The organism is Streptomyces sp. H39-C1, from assembly GCF_027158125.1.
Classification (GTDB): domain Bacteria; phylum Actinomycetota; class Actinomycetes; order Streptomycetales; family Streptomycetaceae; genus Actinacidiphila; species Actinacidiphila fildesensis.
The window spans coordinates 1-2,370 of the sequence record NZ_JAPVLS010000225.1; the positions used below are offsets into that span (position 1 = coordinate 1).

Sequence of the window (2,370 nt, forward strand, 5' to 3'; positions counted from 1 at the left end):
GCGACGCGGCGCAGTGGCCCGCCGATGCTCTGCCCGGCCGTGACGACCAGCAGGGCCGCGGATCCCAGGCCCACCATCCCCAGCGCGCCGCGTCGCGACATCGTCGGCGGGGCCGGCCGCGGTGAGACCAGACCTGTCGCGTCCATGGGTTCGGGCTCGGTCCGCTCCAGGGGGGTGCGCAACTCTGTGCGCATCCGACGGCTGCGCAGGGCGCGGACCATGGCCGGAATGCGGAACGCGATGTGGACGACGAACGCGCCGATGAACACCCATGCTCCGTAGAAGTGCAGGGTGTAGAAGGAGCCGGGGAAGATGTAGTGCAGTTGGATGTTGAGGATGCCCGTGATGAACTCGAACAGTGCGCCGCCCACCAGGAGCAGCAGTGACAGGCGCTCCAGCGCGTGGCTGACCGAGCGCACCGGAGGCCACGAGAACAGCTTGGGGATCACCGACCACAGCTTGGCCAGCAGGATCGGGATCAGTACCACTCCCAGCGTGACGTGCACGCCTTGCAGGAGCCGGTAGAGCCAGTAGGGGTGGGTGGGCCAGGAGAACAAGTAGAACCCCAGAATCCCCTTGTCCGGGGTCTGGTCATTGACCGGCGACAAGTCCGGGTTGTACGCGGCGTAAGACAGCAGCCCGGTCAAGAACATCACCGAGATCCCCACGAGCAGAATCAACCCGAACACCGACGTCAGCCACGGACCGCGCAACGGGCTGCGCCAGAACCCCGGCCGGGCAGGACCCGGCGGCGGGCCCGCCGCCAACAACGCACGCAACCGACCAGGCCGCTCAGGCTTCGCCGCCGGGTTGGCACTGGCGGGGGAGGTATCGGGCTGCTGCGTAGCTTTGGGCGGGGGTTTCGCTGCTGGCTGCCCGGGGGTGCTGTCTGCCGGTGGGCTCGCCCCGTCCGCCGGAGGCTGCGGCTGCGGCTTGGGGGGTGGGCGGCGGGCGTCCTGTCCGTCGTCAGGGGCGTCCATCTCGGTTCCTTCCCAGTTACACACAGTGTCCGGGAAGACCGTACGTCGTAACCATTGGCGCACGGCGGTAGCGACTCCTTACGATTCGCGCCGTTCTGCCCGCAAAGGGCACCGGGTGCGTCACTGGCTGGGGCGCACTGCGGCGCCGATCGCCTGCAGGCCATAGAAGTGGTTTGTCGGCCACCGACCAGCGGCGGAGACTTACCCCGGCCTGTCGGGGAGCCACAAGAGCAGGGCACCGTCTGCTATCTCGGCGAGCTGCCTTCTGCTTCGTGGATGGCGCGGGCGGCGTTGACCAGGCCAATGTGGCTGAGGGCCTGCGGGTGGTTCCCAAGAGCTTCGCCCGTGGCGCTGGAGACTTCCTCAGCGAGTAGGCCCACATCGTTGGCTTGGGCCAGAGCTGTTTCGAACACCTGCCGTGCTCCGGAGACATCACCGCTGATCGCCAGGGCGTGGGCGAGCCAGAAAGTGCACAGCAGGAAAGTGCCCTCCTGCGTCGGCATGTCGTCCTTGAGGTAGCGATGTACCAGCCCCCGCGCGTCCGTGAGTTGCGATCGGATTGCTTCGACGGTTGACCGCACACGGGGGTCGTTGCCGGGAAGGAATCCCACCAGGGCCAGCACGAGGGCGGAGGCGTCCAGTTCCTCGCTGCCGAAGGATTGGGAGAACGCTCCCATCTGATCGTTCCAGCCCTCTCCCTCGATCGTGGTGCGGATCTGCTCCCGGATGGCCTTCCAGTCCTGGACGCGATCGGCTGCTTGCAGGGCCGGTGCCATGTCGATGGCACGGTCCAAGGCGACCCAGCACATGAGCTTGGAGTGCAGGAAGTGCCGGCTCGGTCCGCGCACCTCCCAGATGCCCTGATCGGGTTCGCTCCACCGGCGGGCCGCTGCCTCCACCGCCTGTACGAGAAATGTCCGGACCGGCAGGTCGAGCGGCATCTCATGGGGCAGGCACTGGTGGGCGGCGTCGAGGAGTTCGCCGTAGACGTCCAGCTGCCGCTGCCGCCAGGCGTCGTTGCCGGTACGTACCGGGGCGCTGTGGCGCCACCCGGTCAAGTGGGGCAGGGGCCGTTCGCTCAGGTCACGTTCGCCGCCGATGCCGTACATGACCTGTAGGTCCACGCCGCGCTGCAGCTGGGTGGCTGCGGCGCGGGCGAGGAAACCGAAGAAGGCGCCCTTCTCCTTGTCGCAGGATGCGGTGGCCAGGGCTTGGAGGGTGAAGCTGGCGTCGCGTACCCAGGTGTAGCGGTAGTCCCAGTTGCGGTCTCCGCCGATGCTCTCGGGGAGCGAGGTGGTGGCGGCCGCCACGATCGCCCCCGTCGGGGCGAAGGTGAGCGCCTGCAGTACCCGCCCGCTGTGCTCGACCTGCTCCTGCCACGGCCCGCGGT

At 68.2% G+C, this 2,370-nt stretch carries 1 protein-coding gene and 1 pseudogene; both read right to left on the reverse strand.

Annotated elements, in window-relative coordinates; all coding sequences use genetic code 11:
- Positions 1 to 779, reverse strand: a pseudogene (locus tag O3W51_RS47780) (molybdopterin-dependent oxidoreductase); the annotation flags it as partial.
- A 446-nt stretch (positions 780 to 1,225) separates the two neighbouring features.
- Positions 1,226 to 2,370: glycoside hydrolase family 15 protein (locus tag O3W51_RS47785; protein ID WP_269290347.1), on the reverse strand; the 1,145-nt coding region annotated here is incomplete at its 5' end.